At 30.2% G+C, this 22,067-nt stretch carries 21 protein-coding genes; 14 read left to right on the top strand and 7 right to left on the bottom strand.

The features are described 5' to 3' along the window. Window positions 1-10 precede the first annotated feature (10 nt). The 7 genes from ACI48Q_RS18325 (at window position 11) to ACI48Q_RS18295 (ending at window position 5,757) form a co-directional block, all read left to right on the top strand. The gene (locus tag ACI48Q_RS18325; RefSeq protein ID WP_474920567.1) at window positions 11-559 is read left to right on the top strand and encodes a nitroreductase family protein; all 549 of its coding nucleotides are present in this window, start codon (window positions 11-13) and stop codon (window positions 557-559) included. A 471-nt stretch (window positions 560-1,030) separates the two neighbouring features. Next, a complete protein-coding gene (locus ACI48Q_RS18320) occupies window positions 1,031-1,570 on the top strand; it encodes a helix-turn-helix domain-containing protein (RefSeq protein WP_474920566.1) in 540 nt (179 codons plus the stop codon). Window positions 1,571-1,591: 21 nt separating this feature from the next. Beyond that, window positions 1,592-2,635 carry a spermidine/putrescine ABC transporter ATP-binding protein gene (gene potA, locus ACI48Q_RS18315; RefSeq protein WP_474920565.1) on the top strand — a complete coding sequence of 348 codons (1,044 nt, stop codon included), beginning with the start codon at window positions 1,592-1,594 and terminating at the stop codon, window positions 2,633-2,635. Continuing rightward, the gene (locus ACI48Q_RS18310; protein ID WP_474920564.1) at window positions 2,635-3,471 is read left to right on the top strand and encodes an ABC transporter permease; all 837 of its coding nucleotides are present in this window, start codon (window positions 2,635-2,637) and stop codon (window positions 3,469-3,471) included. Before potA ends, ACI48Q_RS18310 begins: the two co-directional genes overlap by 1 nt. Then, a complete protein-coding gene (locus ACI48Q_RS18305; protein ID WP_474920563.1) occupies window positions 3,465-4,235 on the top strand; it encodes an ABC transporter permease in 771 nt (256 codons plus the stop codon). Before ACI48Q_RS18310 ends, ACI48Q_RS18305 begins: the two co-directional genes overlap by 7 nt. A gap of 24 nt (window positions 4,236-4,259) precedes the next feature. Beyond that, window positions 4,260-5,309, top strand: coding sequence for an ABC transporter substrate-binding protein (locus tag ACI48Q_RS18300; protein ID WP_474920562.1), 1,050 nt, complete (start codon window positions 4,260-4,262; stop codon window positions 5,307-5,309). A gap of 199 nt (window positions 5,310-5,508) precedes the next feature. Then, the gene (locus ACI48Q_RS18295) at window positions 5,509-5,757 is read left to right on the top strand and encodes a hypothetical protein (protein WP_474920561.1); all 249 of its coding nucleotides are present in this window, start codon (window positions 5,509-5,511) and stop codon (window positions 5,755-5,757) included. A 125-nt stretch (window positions 5,758-5,882) separates the two neighbouring features. On the opposite strand, the gene pdaA is transcribed toward ACI48Q_RS18295, so the two are convergent. Continuing rightward, window positions 5,883-6,887 carry a delta-lactam-biosynthetic de-N-acetylase gene (gene pdaA / locus ACI48Q_RS18290; RefSeq protein ID WP_474920560.1) on the bottom strand — a complete coding sequence of 335 codons (1,005 nt, stop codon included), beginning with the start codon at window positions 6,885-6,887 and terminating at the stop codon, window positions 5,883-5,885. A 414-nt stretch (window positions 6,888-7,301) separates the two neighbouring features. Between pdaA and ACI48Q_RS18285 the strand changes: the two genes are divergently transcribed. From ACI48Q_RS18285 to ACI48Q_RS18270, 4 genes are all read left to right on the top strand, one after another. Next, window positions 7,302-8,483 (top strand): SIS domain-containing protein, encoded by a 1,182-nt coding sequence (locus ACI48Q_RS18285; RefSeq protein ID WP_474920559.1) that lies wholly within the window; start codon window positions 7,302-7,304, stop codon window positions 8,481-8,483. Between the two features lie 38 nt (window positions 8,484-8,521). Beyond that, complete coding sequence (gene gatY, locus ACI48Q_RS18280) at window positions 8,522-9,376, top strand: tagatose-bisphosphate aldolase subunit GatY (RefSeq protein ID WP_474920558.1); 855 nt, start codon at window positions 8,522-8,524, stop codon at window positions 9,374-9,376. A 9-nt stretch (window positions 9,377-9,385) separates the two neighbouring features. Continuing rightward, the gene (pfkB, locus tag ACI48Q_RS18275; RefSeq protein ID WP_474920557.1) at window positions 9,386-10,315 is read left to right on the top strand and encodes a 1-phosphofructokinase; all 930 of its coding nucleotides are present in this window, start codon (window positions 9,386-9,388) and stop codon (window positions 10,313-10,315) included. 460 nt (window positions 10,316-10,775) lie between these two features. After that, entirely contained in the window at window positions 10,776-12,686 is a 1,911-nt protein-coding gene (locus ACI48Q_RS18270; RefSeq protein ID WP_474920556.1) for an endonuclease MutS2, read from the top strand. 118 nt (window positions 12,687-12,804) lie between these two features. On the opposite strand, the gene ACI48Q_RS18265 is transcribed toward ACI48Q_RS18270, so the two are convergent. The 6 genes from ACI48Q_RS18265 to ACI48Q_RS18240 form a co-directional block, all read right to left on the bottom strand. Continuing rightward, window positions 12,805-13,236 (bottom strand): hypothetical protein, encoded by a 432-nt coding sequence (locus ACI48Q_RS18265; RefSeq protein ID WP_474920555.1) that lies wholly within the window; start codon window positions 13,234-13,236, stop codon window positions 12,805-12,807. Window positions 13,237-13,376: 140 nt separating this feature from the next. Continuing rightward, on the bottom strand, window positions 13,377-14,732 hold the full coding sequence (locus ACI48Q_RS18260) for a DUF4340 domain-containing protein (RefSeq protein ID WP_474920554.1): 1,356 nt from the start codon (window positions 14,730-14,732) through the stop codon (window positions 13,377-13,379). 19 nt (window positions 14,733-14,751) lie between these two features. Continuing rightward, window positions 14,752-16,383, bottom strand: coding sequence for a GldG family protein (locus ACI48Q_RS18255; protein WP_474920553.1), 1,632 nt, complete (start codon window positions 16,381-16,383; stop codon window positions 14,752-14,754). Between the two features lie 12 nt (window positions 16,384-16,395). Continuing rightward, window positions 16,396-17,259, bottom strand: a complete 864-nt coding sequence (locus tag ACI48Q_RS18250; RefSeq protein WP_474920552.1) for an ABC transporter permease — start codon at window positions 17,257-17,259, stop codon at window positions 16,396-16,398. A gap of 17 nt (window positions 17,260-17,276) precedes the next feature. Next, entirely contained in the window at window positions 17,277-18,206 is a 930-nt protein-coding gene (locus tag ACI48Q_RS18245) for an ABC transporter ATP-binding protein (RefSeq protein WP_474920551.1), read from the bottom strand. A gap of 290 nt (window positions 18,207-18,496) precedes the next feature. Next, a complete protein-coding gene (locus tag ACI48Q_RS18240; RefSeq protein WP_474920550.1) occupies window positions 18,497-19,597 on the bottom strand; it encodes a hypothetical protein in 1,101 nt (366 codons plus the stop codon). Window positions 19,598-19,963: 366 nt separating this feature from the next. Here ACI48Q_RS18240 and ACI48Q_RS18235 point away from each other — a divergent pair, with 366 nt between their 5' ends. The 3 genes from ACI48Q_RS18235 to ACI48Q_RS18225 are packed head-to-tail and all read left to right on the top strand — an operon-like array spanning window position 19,964 to window position 21,952. Continuing rightward, on the top strand, window positions 19,964-20,788 hold the full coding sequence (locus tag ACI48Q_RS18235) for a pyridoxamine kinase (RefSeq protein ID WP_474920549.1): 825 nt from the start codon (window positions 19,964-19,966) through the stop codon (window positions 20,786-20,788). Then, complete coding sequence (locus tag ACI48Q_RS18230) at window positions 20,785-21,312, top strand: TIGR04002 family protein (RefSeq protein WP_474920548.1); 528 nt, start codon at window positions 20,785-20,787, stop codon at window positions 21,310-21,312. Before ACI48Q_RS18235 ends, ACI48Q_RS18230 begins: the two co-directional genes overlap by 4 nt. Before the next feature lie 40 nt (window positions 21,313-21,352). Further along, entirely contained in the window at window positions 21,353-21,952 is a 600-nt protein-coding gene (locus ACI48Q_RS18225) for a TIGR04100 family radical SAM protein (RefSeq protein WP_474920547.1), read from the top strand. The last annotated feature ends 115 nt before the right edge of the window (window positions 21,953-22,067 follow it).

The following is a 22,067-nucleotide window of genomic DNA, read 5'->3' as shown; positions in this document are numbered from 1 at the left end:
GAGTTATAAAATGACTAATGAAGTTTTAAGAGTGATAAAAGAGAGAAGAAGTATAAGAAAATTTAAGAGTGAACAATTAAAGAAGGAAGAGTTAGATGCCATACTTGAAGCTGGACTTTATGCGCCTAGTGGACACAATGACCAGCCTTGGCATTTTACTGTGATTCAAAATAAAGATTTATTAAACAAAATTAGTGTAATATCTAATGAAGGTATGAGAAATTCAGGTATAGATTGGGTGGAGAAGTTAGGTCATAAAAATAGAGATATATTTTATAACGCACCAACAGTAGTAATTGTATCAGGAAGGCAAGGAGCTTATTCACCACTATCAGACTGTAGTGCAGCCATTCAAAATATGCTAATAGCCGCTGAAAGCATAGGTATTGGCTCATTGTGGAATGGACTTGTAGAATATTTCTTTAATATGAAGGAAGCAGAAGAGTTATGGTTGAAGGAAGGATATAGACCTTACTATGCAATAGCACTTGGGTATAAGGATTGTGAGCAGCCAAAAGCACCTAAGAGAAATGAACATACTGTATCTTATATAATTTAATTTTTTAGATGTTATTCCGAGAGAATAGTGAAAGCTAGGTTTATATTAATATAGAATGGAAAAATGTTGAAGATAAGAAGGTCTACAAACCTTCTTATTTTTTACAATTATTTTAAAAAAGTTAAGTATTACTAAACTAAAATTTCACCATTAAAAACATTTCAAGGCTTTATTCAAAGGATTCAATAAAAATCGAAAAAATAATATAAATGCATTTTATTTTATTATTAGTTTAAGTAAACAAATATATAATTAGTATTACTAAACATTAAAAATTTTATTATAAACAGGTATACTATAAACCTTGATAAACACATATATTTATTAGAAATATTTATTTTATTAAATATATAAAATTTTTCAAAAACCTATTGATTTATTTAGAAAAAAACTATAAAATAAGATTGTTTGTTTAGTAAATATAAACCCATAGTTTAGATATAATACACTATTAATATAGGGGGTGATGTAATGCAAATAGGAGAGAAAATTAGAAGACTGAGAATTGAAAAACAGTTAACACAGGAAGAACTTGCAAATAGGTGTGAGTTATCTAAAGGATTTATATCTCAAATTGAAAATGATCTAACGTCGCCATCCATAGCAACGCTTATGGATATTCTTCAAAGTTTAGGAACTAATTTAAATGAATTCTTTAGTGAAGAGCCCAATGAGAGAGTTAAATTTACAGATGATGATATGTTTGAGAAAGAGGATGAAGAGTTAAAATACAAGCTGAAGTGGCTAGTTCCAGATGCACAGAAAAATGATATGGAACCTATAATGCTTATATTACATCCACAAGGACAATATAAAGAAGAAGAGCCCCATGAAGGTGAAGAATTTGGATATGTACTGGCAGGTACAATAAATCTCCATTTAGGGGACAAAGTATATAAGATAAAAAAGGGTGAGAGCTTTTACTTTAAGCCTAAGGCTAACCACTACATATCAAATCCAGGCAAAACAGAGGCAAAGGTTATATGGGTGAGTACTCCACCGTCATTTTAAGGAAAAAGAGGTGTTACTTTCATGGAAAACATAATTGAAATTAAAAATATATCTAAGCAATTTGAAGAGCTAAAGGTCTTAGATAATATTAGTTTAAATATAAGAAAGAACGAATTCGTTACCTTGTTAGGACCAAGCGGATGTGGAAAGACTACCACATTAAAAATTCTAGCAGGATTTGAAACTTGTGATGAAGGTGAAGTTATATTTGAAAATAAAAAAATAAATAATCTCCCATCCTATGAAAGACAGATAAATACAGTGTTTCAGAAGTATGCCTTATTTCCTCATATGAATGTTTATGAGAATATAGCTTTTGGATTAAAGATAAAAAAAATTTCTAAGGATAAAATTGACATAAAGGTTAAAGAGGTTTTAAAGTTAGTTGCATTAGAGGGGTTTGAAAAGAGAAAAATTGAATCCTTAAGTGGAGGGCAGCAGCAGAGAGTAGCTATAGCTAGAGCTATTGTCAATGAGCCCAAGGTATTACTTTTAGATGAACCATTAGGAGCATTGGATTTAAAGTTAAGAAAAGAGATGCAAATAGAACTTAAAAAGATTCAGAAGCAATTAGGAATAACATTTATATTTGTAACTCACGATCAAGAAGAGGCATTAACCATGTCTGATACAGTGGTGGTAATGAATAAGGGTGTGATTCAACAGATGGGTACCCCAGAGGATATATATAATGAACCTATAAATAAATTTGTAGCTAGATTTATAGGTGAAAGTAATATATTTGATGGCGTAATGCTTGAGGATTTTAAAGTGAAATTCTGTGGAAGAGAATTTGAGTGTGTTGATAAAGGTTTTGAGAAAAACGAGGATATAGATGTAGTTATAAGGCCAGAGGATATTACAATGGTAGATGCTGAAGGTGCTGATTTAAAAGGTATTGTAAAATCTTCAGTTTTTAAAGGGGTTCACTATGAGTTAGAGCTAGAGGAGAACGGGCGTAGCTGGATACTTCATAATACTAAAAATGCTAAGGTAGGTACAGAAATAGGCATGGATATATATCCAGAAGATATTCATATCATGAGAAAATCAGGTGATGAGTAATGAAAAAGAAATCTTATTTTGCATATCCATATGTGATATGGAGTGCGTTATTTATAATAATACCACTACTATTAATAGTATTTTTTAGTATAACTGAAAAAGTTGGAGGAGAAGTTGTATTTTCTCTAAGTAATTTTCAAAAGTTAATGGATCCCCTTTACATAAAAGTATTCGGACGTTCAATATGGCTTGCGTTTTTATCAACAGTTTTATGCGTAATCTTTGGATATCCAATAGCCTATATAATTTCAAGGAAGCCAGAGCATAAAAAAGGAATATTAATAATGTTATTCATACTTCCAATGTGGATGAATTTCTTATTAAGAACCTATGCATGGATGGCAATACTAGGTAAAAATGGGTTATTAAATACATTATTAACTACTATAGGATTAAATTCTATTAATATTCTATATACAAATACAGCAGTACTTTTAGGTATGGTATATAATTTTTTACCTTTTATGGTACTACCTATATACACTTCTTTATTGAAGATAGACCAAGATTTGATAAATGCTGCACATGATTTAGGAGCTAGTAGTACGAAGGTATTTACTAAAGTAACTTTTCCACTAAGTATACCAGGAGTTGTTTCAGGAATAACCATGGTATTTATGCCAGCAGTTTCAACCTTTGTAATTTCAAGGCTTCTTGGTGGAGGGCAATATATGTTACTTGGTAACTTAATAGAACAACAGTTTACTGTGGTAGGAGATTGGAATTTTGGTTCTGCCATATCCATAGTAATGATGATACTTATATTAATCTCTATGGCCTTAACATCTAAATTTTCAGATGGCTCAGAGGAAAAGGGTGGTGGATTAATGTGGTAAAGAAGATAACCTCAAATATATATATGATTTTAGTATTTGTATTTCTATATGCCCCCATATTTGCAATGGTTTTATTTTCTTTTAATGATTCGAAATCCATGGCGAAATGGGAAGGCTTTACCACGAAATGGTATGCACAACTTTTTCATAATCAGGCTATTTTATCTGCCCTAAGAACTACTGTATTTGTAGCAGTGGTGGCATCTATTATAGCTACAATTATAGGAACTATAAGTGCTATAGGAATACATAAGATGACTGGAGCAAAAAAAGCTATAATGTTAAATGTGAATTATCTACCTGTTTTAAATCCAGATATAGTTACAGCAGTAGCATTAATGACACTTTTTGTGTTCATCAATGCAAAACTAGGTTTAATTACTATGCTGCTTGCACATATTACCTTTGATATACCTTATGTTATATTATCAGTATTGCCAAAACTTAAGCAATTGCCTTCTAATATTGAGGATGCAGCTATGGATCTAGGTGCAAAACCTATGTATGCTTTAAGAAAAGTTATATTGCCTCAGATAAAACCAGGCATAATATCAGGCTTTTTAATAGCATTTACTATGTCTATAGATGACTTTGTTATCAGTTTTTTTAATACTGGAAGTGGAGTTTCTAATCTTTCTATTGAGGTATATTCTATGGCAAGAAGAGGAATAAAGCCTGAAATAAACGCATTGTCTACATTGATGTTTGTTGCGGTATTAATTTTATTGCTACTAGCTAATAGGAAGCAGCTAGTTAATAAATAATAAAAATTTGTGAGGTGGTTAATTTTGAAAAGTGTAAAAAAATATATTTCCTTAGGAGTTGCAGCTATAATCACAGTATCTCTATTTACAGGATGCGGCTCTAAATCATCTTCAGATGTCCTTAATGTGTATAACGTAGGAGACTATATTGATGAAGAGCTTATAACTAAATTTGAAAAAGAAACTGGAATAGATGTGGTATATGAAAAATATGATACTAATGAAATAATGTATCAAAAAGTAAAAAGTGGTGGTTCAAAATATGATTTAGTATTTCCATCAGATTATATGATAGAGAAGATGAAGAATGAAGGGCTAATTCAAAAAATAGATTATGCTAACATACCTAATTATAAAAACATAGATGAGAAATTTAAAAAGCAAAGCTATGATCCAACAGATGAATATTCAGTTCCATATTTTTGGGGAACTTTTGGAATACTGTATAATAAAACTATGGTAGATGAGCCAATAGATAGTTGGGATATTCTTTGGAATGAAAAATATAAAGGGCAAATATTTATGCTAGACTCTGTAAGGGATACCATGGCAATATCATTAATGAGATTAGGATATTCTCAAAATACCACTAATGAAAGTGAATTAACTAAAGCAAAAGAAGAATTAATAAAACAGAAACCATTAGTGCTTGCTTATGGTAATGACGATATAAAAGATAGAATGTTAGGCGGGGAAGGTGCTATGGGTATAGTATACTCAGGTGATGCACTAACTTTAATGGCACAAGATGAAAATTTAGCTTATGCTATACCTAAAACAGGAACAAATAAATGGGTAGACGGTATGTGTATACCTTCTGATGCAGAGAACAAAAAAGAAGCTGAACAATTTATTAATTTTATGTTAGATGCTGAGAATGCTAAGAAAAATATAGATTATATAAATTATTCTACACCTAATAGTGCTGCATTAGAATTGTTAGATAAGGAAACAAGGTCAAATCCTGTAGCTTATCCAGCAGATGAAATCATGGATAAAAGTGAATCTTTTATTGATTTAGGAGATAAAATAAAATTGTATGATGATATGTGGCTTGAAATAAAGTCTAAATAATAGTTGAAACTGGACTGCAAATTAATTTTGAGATAATGATTTGTAGTCCAGTTTTAATTTTATTTTAGAGATATGAATTACATATTGAAACAGAGCTAAGTTTTAATATGTGATAAAAATCTCTTAGCTTTAATTATGGAAAATTAAATATAATACATATATAATAAACCCATAGGATTTAATTGGAGGGAAAATAACTATGGTTAAAATAGGACAAGTTATAGAATTACAGGAAACTAAGAAAATAAAGGTTCAAAAAGGTGGAACAGTTACAGTGAGAAAAGGTGATAGAGCTCAAGTGTTGAGAAAAGTAGATGAAGGAACAGGAGAGATTTTATATCTTACTGGGGAGGCAAAGGGGAAAAGTCAAATTATAAGAATTGATGTAGATGATAATATAGATAGTGAAGGAATTGCTAAAAAGATAATGGAAATGCTAAATAAATAGACTCAATACTGAAATAAGCGTAAAAATTAATTATAGATTATTGCCCTGAAAACCATTTGTAGGGTAATAATCTATAATTTATATTTAGTATTAATTTTAATATGAATTATTTAAAACACATTAATTTAAGGTAGTAATTGAAATTCATAACCTTCTGCTTTGGCTTGTTTAATCACATCATCAAGTATATTTGTATTAGTTTTTGATACTGCATGTATAAGAAGAACTGCCCCAGGATGAAGTCCATTTAATATAGTGGTTTTTGCTTTAGCAGAATCAGGTTGATTATTAACATCCCAATCATGATATGCGAAGCTCCAAAATATAGTTTTATAACCAAGATTTTTAGTCATTGCTAAGCTCTTCTCAGAGTATTCCCCCATAGGAGGTCTAAAAAATTTAGGAATCTCTTTTCCAGTAATTTCTTTGAATTTATTTTCTACGTCAGTAAACTCTTTATTAAAACCTTCTTCACTATGAGTAACGCTAGGCATAGAAGGATGATGATTTGAATGATTTCCAACAATATGGCCTTCATCAACCATTCTTTTAATTATATCTGGATTATCTCTAAGATAAGGTGAAGTTACAAAAAAGATTGCTTTCACATCATTAGCTTTTAGAATATCAAGAATTTTAGGAGTATATCCATTTTCATAACCTTCATCAAAAGTTAGATACAATATTTTTTTGCCTGTGTCTCCAATATAAAGAGCATCATATTTAGCTAAATCAAACCCAATTTTAGTGTTAATCTCAGGAGTAACATGTGTTTTATTAGGCTTAAACCACCAACTTATCTTAGTGTTGTTTAAATTAGAGGCAGCTATCTTAGATGGTACTTCAGGATTATTATTGACTTTATCAAAATTATTTGTACTGCTATTATAACTTTCAGTTGAGGCATTATTCTCGTTGTCCCCAGGTGTAAAGTTATCCATATCAATGTCATCCATAACTTCACTTTCCTCTGGGATAGCTGGGGTAGTATTAATTACGGACTTATCTTCAACTTCAGAATTAATACTTCCTAAAACCGATTGATTTTTGGAGGCAGAACATCCAAAAAATATTGAAGATGATGTAATAGTAAGCATTATAGCTACGGTTGTAATAAATTTATTTTTCATTTCCTTCCTCCTTGTAAGTAGTTATATAGTTAATAGCTTCATAAGGATACTATATTAGAAATATTGTATCCAATTAAAGCTTAGGAAAGTTTATCGACGACTGTACACCAAGTTATCTCCACATTGAAGAAGAGGTTTTATAGTGGTAGCCATCAAATAAAAAAATAAAAATCCTATATACATATAATACGTTTATTCATGAAAAAAATACTACAAAAAAAGAGATTTTTTCCGCAATATTAGCAAATTATACCATAGTTATATATTTTAAACATATTATCCCGTGAAAGATTCATATTGAACTTGGATATCCGTAAAATAGACCATAATTTTCAGATTACTTTGGACTTTAAATCTATATATTAATATAATATAAATAGTGACATTATATTAACAATTGTAATGGAGGGAATTATGGAAGAAATATTAGGTATTAACAAAAAAGTACTTGAAAGTAAAAAAGGGATTTTTACAGGAGAGGAGATAAATCAGCAACCAGAGGTATGGAATGAAATATTGGATAGCTTAGAAAGTAATAGGGAAAGTATATCAAAATTTATAGGGAATTTCTTAAAACTTCCTAATAAACGAATTATATTGACTGGGGCTGGAAGTTCAGCTTTTGCTGGGGAAGTTGTTTCTCCACATCTAACAAAGTTACTAGGGCTTAAAGTAGAGGACATAGCAACTACAGATATAGTTGCGGCTCCAGAAAATTATCTAGTTAGTGATATACCTACATTATTAATCTCTTTTGCAAGGTCAGGGAATTCTCCTGAAAGTGTAGGAGCTGTAAATTTAGCAGAAAAGCTAATCCATAATCTATACCAGATAGTTATTACATGTAATAAAGATGGAGCACTAAGTAAGAAGTGTATTGGTAATAAGAAGAATTTACTACTGCTTATGCCAGAAAAATGCAATGATAGAAGCTTTGCTATGACAAGTAGTTTTTCAACCATGGTATTAAGCTGTATGGCCATATTCCATATAAATGAATTAGAAAGCTTAAAGAAAGATATTAAAAGGCTAGGGTTAAATGTGGAGGAATTTATAAAGAAAAACTGCAAGGAAATAATGGAGAAATCAAAGGAGAGTTTCGAAAGGATTGTTTACTTAGGAGGAAATGCCTTAAAGGGAATAGCGAGAGAAAGTGCATTAAAGGTATTAGAACTAACGGCAGGGCAAGTTAATGCTGGGTATGATACTCCTCTTGGATTTAGACATGGTCCAAAGTCTGTAATAAATTCAAGAACAGTAACAGTGTTTTATTTATCAGACAATTCATATTCAAGAGCATATGATATAGATTTAATTAAGGAAATGATGCCTGAAAGAAAAGGAAACAAGATATTTATTATAGGCAATTCTATACCAGAAGAGGTTAAAAAAGATGTGGATTACTATATTGAATTAGAGAGCCGAGAATATAGTTTAGATAGTGAAATATATTTACCCTTACAGCATTTAATATTTGGACAACTACTATCTTTCTATAAATCATATTCATTGGGGATAACACCTGATAATCCATGCCCAACAGGAGAAGTTAATAGAGTTGTAAAGGGCGTAAATATTTATCCATACTATAAATAACATAAAGAAAAATAAATATTATAAAAGGGGGATAAATTATGGCATTACAATCTACAAAAGATATGTTAATTAAGGCTCAAAAGGAGGGGTATGCAGTACCAGCCTTTAATATACACAATTTAGAGACTATACAAACAGTGCTACAGGCTGCAGAAGATTTAAAATCTCCAGTGATATTGGCAGCTACACCTTCCACAGTTTCTTATGCAGAGAAGGAATACTTATTAGCTATAATTGAGGCTGCATCTAATAAAGTTAATGTACCTATAGCCTTTCATTTAGATCATCATGAAAATGTAGAGGATATTAAGGAAATTATAAGGCTTGGATGTAGGTCAGTTATGATAGATGCTTCTAAATATAACTTTGAGAAAAATATAGAAATAGTAAAAGATGTAGTAGATTTTGCTCATAACTATGGAGCCACTGTGGAAGCTGAACTTGGGAAATTAGGGGGAATAGAGGATGATTTAGAGGTGGATGAAAAAAATGCCTTTTTAACAGATCCTAAAGAAGCTAAAATCTTTGTTGAGAGGACAGGAGTAGATTCATTAGCTATAGCCATAGGAACTGCTCATGGACTATATAAAAGTGAACCAAAGCTTAATTATACAATATTAGAAAAAACAAGGGCATTAGTAGAGGTACCATTAGTTCTTCATGGAGCGTCAGGAGTTCCATATGATTCGGTTCAAAAAGCTATTTCATTAGGAATTACCAAGGTTAATATAGCTACAGAGCTTAAAATTCCATTTTCAGCAGCTATTAAGGATTATTTTAAGGAGCATCCAGAAGCTTCAGATCCGCGTCATTATTTTATACCAGCTAAAAAAGCTATGTATGAAGTAGTAACTGAGAAAATAAAAATGTGTAAAAGCGAAAACAGGGCATAGGTAAGAACTATGATTACTATAATAACTTTTAATCCAGCTATAGACAAGCTATACAATGTGGACAACATTAATATAGGTGGAGTGCAAAGGGCAAAAAAGGTGATATCCACTCCAGGGGGAAAGGGAATAAATGTAGCTAAAGTTTGTAAAACTCTAGGTGAAAGTGTGGTATGTGTAGGTTTTTTAGGTGGACATAATGGAGCATATATAAAAGAAGAGTTATTAAAGCTAGGAGTACAGACTAGATTTACGGAAATTCAAGGAGAGACTAGAGTGTGCTTAAATATAGTGGACAATAGTGGTAAAAGTACTGAAATATTAGAAAAAGGACCTATTATATCGGGAGAAGATTTAATAAGATTTGAAGAGAGATTAATAGAATTATTAGAGCATACCTCTATACTAGTGGCATCTGGAAGCTTTCCACAAGGAATTCCAAAAGATTATTATTTAAAAATAGGTTATCTATGTAAAGAACGAGGTATTAAATTTATTTTAGATACCAGTGGAAACTCTCTCAAGATTGCATTAAAGAGTAATCCCTTTTTAATAAAACCAAATACAGATGAGCTGAGGGCTTTAACTAATATGGATATAAAATCTAAGAAAGATGCAGTAAAAGGAGCTGCACTTTTATTAGATCAAGGGGCTACAAACGTGTGTGTATCTCTAGGAGCTGAAGGCATGATACTTGTAAATAGTGACAATGTATATGAGGTAGAAATTCCAACTATCGAAATAGAGAATACTGTAGGTTCAGGTGATGCATCTATAGCAGGTTTTGCTTATGGATTTTTAAATAATTATGATATAGAAGATATCTTAAAGCTTAGTAATGCCTGTGGTATGTCCAATAGTTGTAATGAAAAAACTGGATGTGTGAATATAGAAGAAGTAGAGAATTTTATGAAATATATAAGGGTCAGCAGAAAAAATTAGATTTGACATTTAATATATTTTATAATAACATTTAAATTAAGATAGATTTCAATAAAAATAAATGAGGTGCTGTATGAGCGTGTTAGTATCTAAATAGATAAATTTAATAATTAAATAAATCTTTAAATGGGGTATAAACATACCTTTGTTTGCTATGGATTTATTTAAATTAATCTATGAAGATACAATTAGCTAAAGAGTACCATGTAAATATATAGAGATGGTTTTGACTATCTTTATTAGAATACCTTTGAATAGTTTTACTATTTAGAGGTGTTAGGTATGAATTTTAAGCTGTGGAGTATCCATGGCTTTTTTTGTTTAGTTATATTCAAGAGATAAATAGTAATTGTACTATTGTTTTATTTCAAATACCTTAAGAGATCTATCTTAGGTATCTTCATAGAATGACCAAGTGATTGTTTTAAAAATTTAATTTCTATAGAAGGAGAGAAGAAGCTTGAATATAAATACATTTGAAAAATTACAATATAATGAATTAAAGGAAATGATAAAGTTTTATTGCGTAAGCAGTTTAGGAAAGGAATTGATTGATAAATTACAGCCAACTAGTAATTTAAAGTTAGTAGATAAGAGACTAAGTGAAACCAGTGAGGGAAGAGTAATTCTAGATATGGTTAGTCATATTCCATTAGAGGGGATATTTAATATAAAAAATAGTATAGATAGTATTGAGAAGGGTGTTATAGCTCAACCAGAAGAACTTACTATTATTTGTAATTTCTTAAGAGGATGTAGAAAAATAAAAGATTTTATGAAAGATAAAGCCTACTATGCTCCAACCTTAGGTAGCTATGGTGAATCTATAACTGAATTCAGAAGTATAGAAGAAGAAATAGAAATCTCTATAAGTGGTTCGAGAGTTGATTCCAATGCTAGTAAAGAATTGAAAAGAATAAGAAGACAGATAGACAATACTGAGGATAAGATACAGGAAAAGTTAGAGAAATTCTTACAGAGTAGTTCAAATAAAAATTATATACAGGAATTCTTTATTAGTAAAAGGAAAGATAGGTTTACTATACCTATAAAAGCATCATATAAGAATCAAGTAGAAGGAACTATTGTGGAAGCATCATCTAAAGGATCTACCGTATTTATAGAGCCTATTTCTATATTTAAATATACAACAGAGTTATCAGTGTTGAAATCGGAAGAAGCTGTTGAGGAATATAAGATACTAGCTTATTTAACTAATCTTATTTTTGAAAAACTTAGAGAAGTTAAAATAAATATAGAAGTAATAGCCGAATATGATATGATTTTTGCTAAAGCAAAATATAGTAAAGCTAATGATGGTATAAAACCTAAAATAAATACTCATGGATATATAAATATAGTTAAGGGGAAACATCCACTTCTAAAAGGCGATATAGTACCATTAGATTTTACCATAGGTGAAGAATACAGATCTTTAATCATAACAGGACCTAATGCTGGAGGGAAAACTATAGTATTAAAAACCGTAGGTATTCTAACTTTAGCAATTCAAAGTGGGTTTCATATTACAGCTAAAGAAGGCACTGATATGTCTATATTTGAAAAGGTATTTGTGGATATAGGAGATAATCAGAGTATAGAAAACTCCTTGAGCACCTTCTCATCTCATATGAAGAATTTAGCTGAAATAATTAATACCAGCAATAAATCAAGTTTAATATTATGTGATGAGATAGGTAGCGGAACAGAACCTAATGAGGGAGCAGGTCTTGCTATAGCTATCTTAGAGGAGTTTTATCATAAGGGATGTATAACTGTAGCTACCACCCATTATGGAGAGATAAAGAATTTTTCTCAAAGTCATGAGGATTTCGAAAATGCAGCAATGCAGTTTGAAAATAATACTCTAGAGCCATTGTATAAGTTAGTAATAGGTAGGTCCGGAGAGAGTAATGCTCTATGGATATCTAAAAAAATGGGTATAAGAGATTCCATACTTGAAAGAGCAAAGGGATATATAGATAACAAGGAATATAACCTCCAAAGAGTTAAAGAAAGTAAGGTTAAAAAGAAAATAGAGAATATTGATGAGCTATTATTAGATAACAAACCCATTGAATTTAACGTAGGAGATAAGGTATTGCTCTTGGATTATAATGATAGTGGGATAGTGTATAAACCAGAAGATAAATTTAATAAGGTAACGATTTTCTACAAGAAAGAGTTCATTGAAGTACCTACAAATAGAGTGAAATTAGAGTTAAAAGCGGAAGAACTATATCCAAAAGGATATGACTTAAACACCTTATTTGTAAGTTATACTGAAAGAAAGCTTGAGAGAGACATTGAAAGAGGCTCTAAAAAAGCCCTAAAGAAGATTCAAAAGGAAATCAGAAATAGAAATAATTAAAGCTAATAAAGAAATTTATACAGCTATAGAAGGTTACTAAAATAATTTTGAGAATGGCCTGCAATATTACTACCCTGAAATCAGTTCAGGATAATAATATTCAGGCCTATTTCAATGTTTATTTATAATCGCATTTATATTTCCATTTTATTTTTGACAAGGATTTTCCAGTTAAATTATACTTCTCCTTGTCAAGGATTAATAAGACTTTTCTTTCTTGAAAAGGTAATAGTTTACCATCTATAGGAATTGATTCAAAGAGATTTTTCCCAAAAATCACGTTAAATTTATCCTCAAGTTGTAAATATAGATTGGAAACTTCACTTAAGATTTTGTCAGTAGAATTGTAAAAATATCCATCTATTATTAAGTCTTCACCTTTGGTATAGATATGATTTACTAATAAATTTAATGAATCATCTTGAATATGAAAATCATTACTATAATAGTTAATAGAATTTACATCTTTTGAGGCTAAAACTGTATGAAAATTACTGAATACCATTAATAAGGACATCATTGCTATGAACCGTATATGTTTAAACTTCATTATAACACCTCCACATATATTCTTTAGATTAGTATTAACTAACATGTGAAGAAATATTATATGAAACTATAAAGGGGAAGGCCTATGAAAGAGAGCGAGTCTCTGCTTTCATAGGCCTGTTATGTTTAAAAAATTATTAGCTATTTAAGTTTTTCTATACAACCATCTACTAAAAGTTTATCCATTAAGAATCCTCTACTACCATTTAGTTCTAGGTAGTAAAAATCTGTATTGGCATCATAGGTATAAAATTTAGCTTCAACATTAGCTTTTCCTTTAATATTCAAAGTAATTAGAGGAGTAGAAGTAGATACTTCTTCAGCTATTTGTGTTTTTATAGAAAGAGAGTTTAATCCATCTAAGAAGGGTGAAATAGTATCTTTTTCTATAGCTTTATCATTTAATGTGTAAGTGGTGGTGATAGTTGCTTCATTTCCATTTATTGGTGGAGTTTCAACATGATTTAAAGTTAAGATCTTAGTTCCTAATTCCTTAGTTGAAATAGATACACTAGTTATATCTGTTTCCTTTAAACCAAAAGGAGTCTTATTTAAATAGTCATAGGTTTCATTACATATTTCTTTTGCATAGGTTGTATACATGGTATAGATGTTATTATCATTCTTAAATGTAAAGCCAGTAATATCATCGCCTAAAGTTCCAAGTTCCATGGTGTAGGAATTACTGCTATCTGAAATAATAATCTCTGCAAAAGGAATGTTCAGTCCATATTTATCCAAATTATCATTGTTTTTATCAACTACATCTATAACAGATAATCCTGTCAATTCTCCAATCAAATCAGTTATATATGTTAAATCTACAAGTAGATTATTTGCTTGGGGAGATTTAACTGTCCATATCCCATTTTTAAGAGTGCTGTCTATAGTTTCACCATTTGAATATTTAATAGAAACACGATTTACATCGTTAATATCTAAATTAGAGGTTAAAACAGTGATATCTCGTACATTTGATAAAAGTAAAAACACATTATTTATGTTTTCAGAAGAAGCTGCATATATTTTATCTTCATCTCCCAATTTTACATAATAACTACTTCCATCTAAAATTTGATTTCCAATTAAAAGCTCTCTTTTAGAGTTATCATTTAAGGTAAAAGAAATCTTTTTTACGGGATTAGTTAGTCCATATTGTGAAATATCATCAGCCTTCTCACTGATAACTTTAGTGGCAGGTAATGTAGAAAAAGTACTTAAGGCACCAGTTACAATGTCTTGCTTTAATGGGTAATCTACATTTTTTGCAATCCAGTTATCATCTTTCTTTTCAAGAGAGAGGGTGTTATCACCCTCAATATAATCAATGGCATTAATTTTAGTATAATCAAAGGTAAGTACGGATATAGAAGCCGGTGTTTCTTGATTTTCATCAGGGGTTTCAGGAGCCTTGTATTTTAGGGTAAGAAAATAAGTCCAGCCAATTATTATAAGTAGTCCTAATAAACCAAATAGCATTAAGGTTTGCTTTTTCATTGGATACCTCCTTGTATATCTATAGATGTCTACGTTTATACCACACTATAGCACCAGAAGCAATAATAATTGTTGGTATTATAAACATAGAAAGTAATGCTAAGGTATAAACCTGACCTTGATTTACAGTGATAATATCAGGTGAAATATCTTTAGCTCTTATGGTAATTTTATCTTCACGCTGACTTAACCAGCCTATGGAGTTCATAAAGAAGTCTAAATTACCACCCTTAGTTAATGATATGGACTGAGAGTCAAGAATATCGCTAGAAGATACCACAACCAACTCAGTTAATTTATCACTATTTTCTATTTTTTCTGTGACAGCCACAGCTAGATTAAAAGGTCCATCTACATCCCCAGATTCTTTTTCAAAGGTATTAATTTCTAATCCAGATTTAGCATAAGCAGAATTACTAGTAGTTAAAAGTGACTCTATATTTAACGAAGAACGAGTTATGTCCTCTGTTTTTATATATTGAGAAGTTGGTGATAATACTGGCAGTCCAGAAGTTATAAGAGGACTTACAATACTATGGTTGCCATAATCCGGAATAATATTACTAGGTAGTTTATAAATCATAGAGTTATCTCCTTCTATGACTAATCTATTATCTATAGATATTCCATAATGAGCAAGAAGGGTAGAAAAATTAGGTAGAGTTTCATTTACATATCCCATAGCCATGAAAGTTTTTCCACCATCACTTAAGTAATTTTGTAATATACCTAATTCATCTGAGGACAAATCTCTTTGAGGAGAATTAACAATTAGTACATCATCTTTTCCATATTTCCACTCTTCCCCATTAAATAAATCTAAATCTACAATTTCATAGTTTTCATTGCTAAGAGCATCTTGAATCTCACTAGGCAATTCAGGTTCATTATGACCACTTAAAATATAAGCCTTAGGTAGATTGTTTGTGGTCACATATTCAATGGCAGAGGTTAGCTTTTGCTCAGCCTTTATACCTTTTATTTGACCAGTAGAGTAATCTATTTCATAAAGATCGTATTGATTTATAACTTTGAACCTATTTCCAGAATCTACTATTACACTGCCAGAGGAAATCTCACTACCATCTTTTGAGTATTGCTTAACAGCTGCTGGACTTACTACAGGATCTACATTCTTAATTTTTATTTTATCTGAAGTTGATTTATATTTTGAAAGAATTTCTTCAATATCGCTGTTTTTATTTCCGGTTTCCATAACAGTTATAATATTTATGTCGCTAGTTAGGCCTTCCAATAATTTATTTGTATCTTCAGTTAAAGAATAGATCTTATTCTTTGTTAAGTCAAACTTTATATCAAGCTTTGTAAGCATTAAATTTGAAATAATTATAATTGCTAACAATATTATAGTGGTGGCACTTACAAGAGAGCCATGTTTACTTTGCTTTGTTTTAAAAGAAGTTTTAATATTCTTGCTCATATCTTTAAGAAAAACCTTAGACTTCCTTGATTTCTTTTTTTCAGCACCCATATTACTTGAATCTGTACTATCCTTTAAAAGTGAGACAGTAGACTGTTCCATATTGGTAATTGGAGGATCAAGAGTTGTATCTTCCTCTAGGTTTAATATCTCTTCTTTTTCAGGAGATGGATTATCATTAATATTTATTTTATCATTATCAGTATTCATTATATTACCTCCTTAACTCCATTTTCTTTTCTCTATGGTCTTAATGGTCAAAAATATCATTACAAAAATAAATGATAGATAATAAAAAACATAGGTTAAAGAAATAATACCTTGAGCAAAATTTTGGTTTTTACTTATTAATGAGAACCATTGAAGTACATTAGTTATAATACCTTCAAACCAAATTTTATTTATGAAGAATAAAACAATACTAACCGTTGAACTTATCACTGATATAGAAATAGAAATAACATAATTTTTAGTTGATTTAAATATCAAAAGACCAACTATAGCAATTAAAACTATTATGAATATAAGTCCAGAAGTAGAGTCTTGAGGTAATGTAGAAGATATTGGCTCTAAGAACCAAATCACAAGTAAGGTACCAAGAGTAGCTACAGCAGAGGCAATTTGGTTCTCAGTAAGGCTGGAAATAAATAAGCCTAGAGAGATTAAAGAACTGCCTAAAAGAATAAATCCTAAGTAACTAGAGATAAGTTCAGATAGAGATATGCTTCCGAAGAAACTCAAAATTATAGGATATATTATGGTGCATAAGGTTCCTAGCAAAAATAATGTAACTGCAGCAAAATATTTTCCACATACAATTGAACTTATACTTTGGGGTGAGGTGAATAGAAGTTGAGCTGTTTTATTTTTCTTTTCCTCAGATAATAACCTCATTGTGAATATTGGTACCATAAATAAAAATATTATAACTAAATCATATAACACATAGTTAAAAGAAGAGTTATTATAAAGTAAGTTATAGGATACAAAATATAGTCCAGTAAAAAATAAAAAAACTGTTAAAAATATATAAGCCATAGGGCTTTTAAAATAGCTTTTAAGTTCTTTCTTAAATAAAACATGCATAAAAATTTTTCTCTCCTTTACTTAGTAATTTGTAAAAATAGGTTTTCAAGGTCAAGATTGTTTTTATGAAGCATTAGAAGGGGAAGCTTGTTCTTACTAAGTTTAAAGAATAGTTCTTCTCTAATATCTTGGTTTTCTTTTACTTCAATTTCAAAATCTAGGCACCCTTCTTCTAGGCTACCTAATGGGGTAAAATCAGATAAAGAGGGGATGGACTTAAGTACATTTATTATAGAGGAGTCATCACCCTTAACACGAATTACTATTTTATTTCCTTCAGAGAGTTTTTTCTGTAAATCTTCCTTAGTACCCATGGCAACCATTTCGCCCTTATTTATAATAAGGAGCTTATGACATATTTCTTCCACTTCAGAAAGTATGTGTGAACTAAGAATTACCGTCCTATTCTTACCTATATTTCGAATGAGCTTTCTTATTTCAACAATTTCTTTTGGGTCTAGGCCAACTGTGGGTTCATCAAAAATTATAATTTCAGGATTTCCGATTATAGCTTGAGCGATACCAACACGTTGCTTGTATCCTTTGGATAGATTTTTAATAAGTCGTCCACGGACATTTAGAATGTTTACAGATTCCATGACTTCATCCAGCGTTTCTTTAATATCTTTTTTAGGAACTTTCTTTAATTCGCAAACAAAGTGCAAATATTCTTCCACCGTCATATCTGCATATAAAGGGGGAAGCTCAGGAAGATATCCTATTTTTCCTTTTATCTTGTCTCCTTCATCAACTATGTCATGTCCATCTATGAACACATTTCCACTAGAAGCAGATATGTAGCCTGTTAAAATATTCATGGTGGTTGATTTACCAGCGCCGTTAGGACCTAGTAATCCTAATATTTCACCTTCCTCAAGTGTGAAGGACAAGTCTTTTAATACGGTCTGGTTTCCATAAGATTTTACAAGATTTTCAACCTTTAGCATGACAAACCTCCTATTTATAATTATTTTTTAAACATGCCGTAGCATTATAATTAAGTATGAAGCATGAATATGTCAATTTGTTGTCAACCTAGTGAATAATTTATTAATGGAATATTACCAAAAAGGGCACAAAAATGTACTAAATTGATATCATCATGAAATTAGCTTACATATTATTACTACGAATACAATCTTCCTGCAAATGGTATTCGTAGCAATAATATTGTAAGCCAATTTCAATACGGATTAATTCAATACATTTTTCAATAACATAAAATAATTTAGAAAGGTTATTTTTTTCTGTAGTCCTTATATTTTACATCGTGCTTTTTGCACATTTTCATTACATCTTCAAGTAGTTCCTCATAATTAATGAGATGTTTAACAGAGAAAGATTCAAAGGTGAGATTGCTACCATAGGAGGAAGTTTCAGTATAGAAAATTTGGATACCATAAGAGGCAGCGGTATTTCTAGTGTCAACCTGAACTTCGCCAATGGATATTAACTCTATGGTATTCCAGTTATAGGTTATATCAGGTACATCACTTCCAATAGATTTAAAGCCTATACCACTTTCAGAAATATATATCTTATTATTAGATACAGAACTAAATTGAAAAGCAGAGAAGGTAACAAAAATTATCTCAAATAATATAAAAATTGTAATGACACTTCCATCTATATTAGGATTTATGAAAATGTAAAATATAGAGAAGGCAATACATCCTAGTAGTGCCCAGCAAATATGTTTAACAAGAATTTTTTTATCTGTTAAATATATTTTTTCATTAAAAATCATTGTATCCTTTGGCTCGTCAATATCTTTAGAGATATTGGAAAAAAAGTCACTATGAGCTTTATTATCATTAGGATCATAATGATATACCCTCTCTAAGAATTCACTCCAGCCATCTTCACTAGACAAGATAAATTCAGGTTGAGATTTACAAGAATAATCCTCATGTTTTTTTATGCAGTTAATCACATCTAACACATGGATCTTAGCCAATTCATGTATTAAAGCAATAACATTATACTCAGCTAATTTTGCTCTAGCTTTATCTTTAAATTGGCATATTTTTATGGAGATGGTTTCTCTGTCGCTTAGTGGATTACCTGTATTTAAGGTTAACCAATAACTATCGATAGATTGTACAATATTTTTGTCATCAACAGAAAAATGCCAAGAACTTTGTTTTTCTCCTAGTTCATTTTGAAATTTTTGAGTATTATGAAGATCCATTGCAGTCATATCTAAGATATCACTATTATCAATTACTATAAATTTAGGAAAGAATATATCACCAGGAACTACTTTGCCAATCCCCAATATATCATTACTTACAATAGTAGCACACCCCAATTTAGTATCATGTTTCAATATAGACATAAGAATCCTCCTAATTAAATTTTAAAATGCAGCTTAAAATCAGGAACAATCTAAAATTAAACTTAATATTTGGTTTTATATAAAATAGAATTTATATAAAATATTACAAGTTAATTATAACATAAATGGGTAAAGAAGAGGTTTTTTCTTTACTATTAAGTACATAATAAAATAGTTAATTTGTTGTAAATAACTAAATTTTAATTGAAATATAAAAGTGTATGGGTACAAAATATGATAAACTAAAAATTGTTAAAGTGTATTGACCTCTAGGTAAATTCGTGTAATAATCAAATTATAGAAGCTTTTAAATATTCAACATATTTAAATAAAATAAGCGTATCGATACAAATAGGCGGTGAATTTATGACATCAATTAAAAATGCAGTAATTATAAATGATATGTCAGGATTAGGAAGATGTTCTTTAACTGTTGCAATTCCTATAATCTCAGTATTGGGAATACAAAGTTGTCCTTTTCCTACAGCCATATTATCTTGTCATACTGGATATGATAAATTTTCTTTTTTAGATTTAACTGAAGAAATGCCCAAGTATGAAGATGTTTGGAATAATCTTCAAATAAACTTTGATTGTATATATAGTGGTTTTTTAGGATCAGAGCGGCAAATTGATATAGTTATGGACTTTATAGACAAGCATCCAGAATCTCTTGTAGTAGTAGATCCTGTAATGGCTGACGATGGCTTAATATATGCCACCTATACTGAAGCAATGTGCAATAAGCTTAAGAATTTAGTGAGTCTAGCAGACCTAGTAACTCCTAACATTACAGAATGCTGTATTCTAACAGGAAAAAAATATAATCCAGAGGAGTTTACTATGGAGTTTTTAACTCATTGTGCTATGGATATTTCTAATATGGGTCCTAAAAAGGTTGTTATAACAGGAATAGTAAAAGGCGATGAAATTTGGAACTTAGCTTATGACAAAGAGGAAGATAAGAGCTTTATAGTTAAAGCTCCTTATAATCATAAGTCTTATTGTGGTACAGGAGATATTTTATCTTCAATTATCTGTGGAATGGTTTTAAATGGTGCAGAGCTTAAGCAGGCTTTAGAAAAGGCATGTGACTTTATACATAAATCAATTAACTATACTTGTAATTTTAATACAGAACCTAGAGAAGGAATAATATTCGAACCATTTTTAAAGGAGCTGATTTTATGATGAGTAATAATTCAAAGAAACTGAAACTTTTAGTATTAACTGCACTATTTGCAGCTTTTATATGTGTAGCCACAACTATATTCCATGTGCCAACTGGACTTAATCAAGGATATATTCATATAGGGGATGCTTTTATATATTTAGCAGCATGTATTTTACCTATGCCCTATGCCATGGCAGCCGCAGCTATAGGAGCAGGTTTCGCAGATATATTATCTGGGGCTATGGTATGGGTAATACCTACTATGCTTATTAAGCCAGTATTAGTAGTATTTTTCACTTCTACTAATAATAAGATTTTGACTAAGAGAAATATTGTTGCAACTATACTAGCCGGTATTGTTGGATTATTAGGATATGGTGTATTTGGTGGATTTATGACTGGCAGCTTTCTTGCTATGTTTGCAACTTTAGCTTTTGATGCCATTCAACCAATAGGCAGTGCAATAATATTTGTAGTAATGGCATATGCATTAGATAAGATTCATATAAAAAATTCATCAACCTTATCACTAGAAAATTAACTTATAAATAACTTAAATAAATAATGGGAAGGTGAGAGTTTTGACTATACTATATACTGTGGAAAAGGGGTTTTATGTTAATATAACCAATAGATGTCCATGCAGATGCAGTTTTTGCATCAGAGAAGAAGGAGACAGTGTTGATGGAAGTGAAAGCTTATGGTTAGAGCATGAGCCTACAACTTTAGAGGTTATAGAGGAATTAAAGAAATATAATTTATTAGAGTTTAATGAATTGGTTTTCTGTGGTTATGGTGAACCGCTAGTTAGGATAGATCAGGTTATAGAGATTTGTAAATATATACGTTCCATAAGTCCTATTAAGATAAGAATTAATACTAATGGATTATCAGATCTTTTACACAATAAACCTACAGCATCCATGCTAAAGGATTTGGTTGATGTTGTTTCTATCAGTTTAAATGCACCTACAAAAGAAAGATATGCTGAGATATGTTCTCCTAAATTCGGTGAGAAATCTTTTGAGGCATTATTAGAATTCTCAAAAGAAGCAAAGAAAAATATTAAGGAGGTACATTTCTCAGTAGTGGATGAGCCCCTTTCTGAAGGTGAAATTGAAGAATGTAAAAAACTATCAAAAGAATTGGAAATTCCTCTTAGAGTTAGAATGAAAGCTTAATATATAAGTTATAATTAAGTTTCTAAGTTATACAGGCATATAATAAATTTGAATTTAAATATATAGATTTCAATAATGAAACTACATTATATAAATAGGTTTTTATTTTATGAAA

The sequence above is a fragment of the Clostridium sp. LXY-7 genome (assembly GCF_056172015.1).
Note: the sequence above shows the minus strand (reverse complement) of the source record. Positions and strands in the feature narration are given on the sequence as shown.

Bases quoted from the DNA above. Each gene is read 5' to 3' on its own strand.
- ACI48Q_RS18325 (WP_474920567.1), top strand. From the start codon at position 11: ATGACTAATGAAGTTTTAAGAGTGATAAAAGAGAGAAGAAGTATAAGA.
- ACI48Q_RS18320 (WP_474920566.1), top strand. From the start codon at position 1,031: ATGCAAATAGGAGAGAAAATTAGAAGACTGAGAATTGAAAAACAGTTA.
- potA (WP_474920565.1), top strand. From the start codon at position 1,592: ATGGAAAACATAATTGAAATTAAAAATATATCTAAGCAATTTGAAGAG.
- ACI48Q_RS18310 (WP_474920564.1), top strand. From the start codon at position 2,635: ATGAAAAAGAAATCTTATTTTGCATATCCATATGTGATATGGAGTGCG.
- ACI48Q_RS18295 (WP_474920561.1), top strand. From the start codon at position 5,509: ATGGTTAAAATAGGACAAGTTATAGAATTACAGGAAACTAAGAAAATA.
- pdaA (WP_474920560.1), bottom strand. From the start codon at position 6,887: ATGAAAAATAAATTTATTACAACCGTAGCTATAATGCTTACTATTACA.
- ACI48Q_RS18285 (WP_474920559.1), top strand. From the start codon at position 7,302: ATGGAAGAAATATTAGGTATTAACAAAAAAGTACTTGAAAGTAAAAAA.
- gatY (WP_474920558.1), top strand. From the start codon at position 8,522: ATGGCATTACAATCTACAAAAGATATGTTAATTAAGGCTCAAAAGGAG.
- pfkB (WP_474920557.1), top strand. From the start codon at position 9,386: ATGATTACTATAATAACTTTTAATCCAGCTATAGACAAGCTATACAAT.
- ACI48Q_RS18265 (WP_474920555.1), bottom strand. From the start codon at position 13,236: ATGAAGTTTAAACATATACGGTTCATAGCAATGATGTCCTTATTAATG.
- ACI48Q_RS18260 (WP_474920554.1), bottom strand. From the start codon at position 14,732: ATGAAAAAGCAAACCTTAATGCTATTTGGTTTATTAGGACTACTTATA.
- ACI48Q_RS18255 (WP_474920553.1), bottom strand. From the start codon at position 16,383: ATGAATACTGATAATGATAAAATAAATATTAATGATAATCCATCTCCT.
- ACI48Q_RS18250 (WP_474920552.1), bottom strand. From the start codon at position 17,259: ATGCATGTTTTATTTAAGAAAGAACTTAAAAGCTATTTTAAAAGCCCT.
- ACI48Q_RS18245 (WP_474920551.1), bottom strand. From the start codon at position 18,206: ATGCTAAAGGTTGAAAATCTTGTAAAATCTTATGGAAACCAGACCGTA.
- ACI48Q_RS18240 (WP_474920550.1), bottom strand. From the start codon at position 19,597: ATGTCTATATTGAAACATGATACTAAATTGGGGTGTGCTACTATTGTA.
- ACI48Q_RS18235 (WP_474920549.1), top strand. From the start codon at position 19,964: ATGACATCAATTAAAAATGCAGTAATTATAAATGATATGTCAGGATTA.
- ACI48Q_RS18230 (WP_474920548.1), top strand. From the start codon at position 20,785: ATGATGAGTAATAATTCAAAGAAACTGAAACTTTTAGTATTAACTGCA.